Below are 3,227 nucleotides of genomic sequence, written 5' to 3' on the forward strand. Positions count from 1 at the left end.
GGCAATCGGGTCAGTGTGAATCGCGACGGACGCGCCTTTAAGCTAGATGGTCGTCCATCGGAACCGCGAAAGATTGTCACAGCAGCCAACGCGATACTGGAAGAAACGGGGCAGTCGATGATCCACTACCCCGGCGTTAATCCGATCACCGAATAACCGGCGCGAAGTCAAGAAATGCTTCGAGAAAAGCGATTGAGGCGATTGACGGCGATTTCATGATATCGTGAATCTTTCTCGATCCCAATGAATTGACGTCTATTTCTCAGGGCGGCAATTGCTGTCGAAGCCGATCCGCAAAACGGATCAAGCACGACATCGCCAACTTTGGAGAATGATCGAATCAATGGTTCGAGAATCTTTGGGGACTTTTCATTGGGATGCAGCTTATTGCCACTGTATTGCCATGCCTGCACATCGTGCAATGGATGTTTGGGCAAAAGCGGTCGCCCCTTCGCGAGCAGATAGGCTTGTTCGTGAGTATACGATAAGTATCGAGCATTGGAAACATACGCTTTCTTCCACACGATATGCCCAACCGGTCGGAAACCAGCTTTTTTCCAAGCGATCATGAACTCATCGATTTGATTCCAGCCGTAGAACGAAATGCACAATGAGTTCGGCACGAGAACCCGGTAAATTTCGTTGAAGGCGGGGTAAATCCAGTTTGTAGCAGTATCGCCTAGAATTTGCCGTCCGTCGCGGCTTTGGTAATTCACGACGTAGGGCGGATCGGTGATAGTCAGATGAACGGATTGCGCTCCCATTTCCTGAAGTTTGTCGACGCAATCTCCTAAAATGATCGTTCGATTAAATTGTTGTTTCTTAGAGCGCAGGCGTCGCGGGGTATCTATAAAGCCAATCATAACGGTTTCCTTTCGTTATGGCTGGCCCATGCCAGCCGATGGCCGTGCACTAAACTCAGGTTCGGGCAGAAAAGTCATGGTCTTCTCGGGAGACCGCTAAAGCGGCGGAAGGTCATTGACGCTGCCCGGTTCTGTGTTGCGCTAAGGTTAGGCTGATGTTTGGGACCAGCCTAATTAAAAAGGAAATCCATATGAGCTTCCGACTATAGCGGTGGAAATCGCGCTTCCGGGACTAAATTCAGAACGGGATCATCGCAATCTGGGATAGTTGTTAGCTTCAAGGTCGCCTCGACCATACTAACGGCCAGATTTTGAATGTCGGCGGCCACAGTAGGATTCGTTTCCCAAAGTGATTCTTGGGAGTCGAGCTGCTCCAATTGGGCTAGCCTTGTTTCGATTTCATGCAGATTCATAGGTACCTCCTTGCCTGCTGAGGTTAACATACTGGTCGGCGCATAAATATTGCGTTGTGACCGAATTGAAACAGAATAGGTTATTCTGTTTCAGTTATGATACTCCTTATCGACACTGAAAATCAAGTGGAAAGCGTTCACCAGACTGCCTTAGCCAGCTCATAGGCTTCCTCACCACGGATTCTCAGGTAAATCTTTGTCGTAGCTTCCTCTGCGTGCCCCATCCAGTGTTGAAGGACTTCGGGATGCGTTTTAGCAGCTCCATGAGCCACGGCGAATCCGTGACGCAGTCCTTTGGGTGTGGCATGGATGCCTACGATTCCAGCATTGGCCATGACACGTTTAACGATCCGCCATGCGGTGGGTCGAGAAATCGAAAAGACTCTGGAACCCTCAGCCAGTCCTTTCAACTCGATCAACAGATCAATTGGAACCGGTATGTCCCGGAAATCGATGCGATCTCTTTGTTTCAGCGTATGAATCACCACAGTTGACTCCCCGAAATCGAGTCCGTCAGCATCCAACGCCAATGCTTCGGAGATACGGCAGCCCGTGTAGTAGAGGAGTTCGCAGAGGGCTTTACGCTGTCCGGTCAATTCCTGTGCGGTTTTGAGAAAGGCTTTTCGCTCGGCCCCGGTCAAATACTTCCGGCGGCCCCGTCGATCTCGCAAGGTGATTAGTTGTCGTGCGCTCAATGCCTATGCCTCCATGAAACAGAATAACCTATTCTGTTTCATCATCTCACCAAACTATTAAAAATCAGTTACTTAACGCACTTCTGCATCATGAAATTCGGGGCAAAAACCACTCTGGCCGCAACCGTGGTCAGTTTATTGGCAACACAATCGTCGTGGGCGATTCTCAATCTCCAACTCATCGGTGATCCGTCTGAGGATCATTTGGACTTCACTTTTTCAGGAACCGAAACGGTCACTCAGGCGTTCACGCTGACACCCGGAACTGAATTTGAGCCACTTTTTTGGGACCTCATTGATCCCGAAGAACGGTATGTCAATGGATGGGCATTCATTGATACGCGATTTCCAGCGGAAACATTATTCTTGAATAATGTAACAACCGGAGCAAGTGGTAACCTGTCCGTCGTTAGCTTCTCCAGTAGCCAAGGCCAACAGCAACTTCTCGTGCATTATGGCAATCCCGATGAAAGCGCTTTCGTCGCCAATATTGGTGATACCATCGAAATAACAGGTGGGGCCACGGACGTAACAATTGGCGTCGGTGCATCAACCGGCACTTGGCAATTTTCAGTGTTTGAGCCGGGCAACTACACTCTGTCTTCCCGAGACGGTGTCCTGGGAGGCAATTTGAATTTAGAAATCATCGCAGTGCCCGAACCAGAGGCATACGCCGCTGTGCTCGGTCTTTTTTGCGTCGCAGCCGTCGCTCTTCGACGACGCTTTCACTAAACCACACTCATCATCATGAAAATCAATCAAATCATTGGCGAGAACGGCCCCCAATCGAGCTTCTGCGCCAACGGCGGGTGCCCCGCTTTTCTGTTCACCGACGACAACCGTGTGTTGATTCAAGGCGCACGCTTGACCGATGGGGAGAAGGCGAACCTCACAGCGCCAGCGCACGAGGACTTTGTGGCGATCCCACGCGAGGTCTTCGACAAACTCACAGGCCACCTGTAAGGCGAGCATCATCGTCTGCATCCGTTTACAAACCCTCCCGCTAGCGCTATACAGCGCTCGGGAGGATTTTTTATGCTCATCGAGTGGCTTTCAGCTCTGGAAGGTATCGCCAGCACTGCGGCATTGGTCGCGTTAATCTGGCAAATCAGGATTCTACTCCGGCAACTCCGATTTAACGCCATCCTGCACATCTATGACGTGAATCGTGATTTAATCGGTCGAGCATTAGAGGATACCGAGCTTCGTAAGATTCTGGACGGTGAGCAAATCGCCGATGAATCGAAAGAGAAGCG

At 50.4% G+C, this 3,227-nt stretch carries 5 protein-coding genes; 3 read left to right on the forward strand and 2 right to left on the reverse strand.

The window, feature by feature from the left end:
- Positions 1-167 precede the first annotated feature (167 nt).
- Together RBB63_RS23540 and RBB63_RS23545 are read right to left on the reverse strand one after the other, a co-directional pair.
- Positions 168-863, reverse strand: a complete 696-nt coding sequence (locus tag RBB63_RS23540) for a DNA methyltransferase (protein ID WP_309387886.1) — start codon at positions 861-863, stop codon at positions 168-170.
- 550 nt (positions 864-1,413) lie between these two features.
- On the reverse strand, positions 1,414-1,947 hold the full coding sequence (locus RBB63_RS23545) for a tyrosine-type recombinase/integrase (RefSeq protein WP_309387888.1): 534 nt from the start codon (positions 1,945-1,947) through the stop codon (positions 1,414-1,416).
- A 114-nt stretch (positions 1,948-2,061) separates the two neighbouring features.
- Between RBB63_RS23545 and RBB63_RS23550 the strand changes: the two genes are divergently transcribed.
- The 3 genes from RBB63_RS23550 to RBB63_RS23560 all read left to right on the forward strand — a co-directional run.
- Positions 2,062-2,703 carry a hypothetical protein gene (locus RBB63_RS23550; RefSeq protein ID WP_309387889.1) on the forward strand — a complete coding sequence of 214 codons (642 nt, stop codon included), beginning with the start codon at positions 2,062-2,064 and terminating at the stop codon, positions 2,701-2,703.
- Positions 2,704-2,718: 15 nt separating this feature from the next.
- Complete coding sequence (locus tag RBB63_RS23555; RefSeq protein ID WP_309387891.1) at positions 2,719-2,934, forward strand: hypothetical protein; 216 nt, start codon at positions 2,719-2,721, stop codon at positions 2,932-2,934.
- A gap of 72 nt (positions 2,935-3,006) precedes the next feature.
- The coding region (locus tag RBB63_RS23560; protein ID WP_309387892.1) for a hypothetical protein at positions 3,007-3,227 on the forward strand (221 nt) is incomplete at its 3' end.

This window comes from Cerasicoccus frondis, assembly GCA_031296915.1.
GTDB classification, from domain to species: domain Bacteria; phylum Verrucomicrobiota; class Verrucomicrobiia; order Opitutales; family Cerasicoccaceae; genus Cerasicoccus; species Cerasicoccus frondis.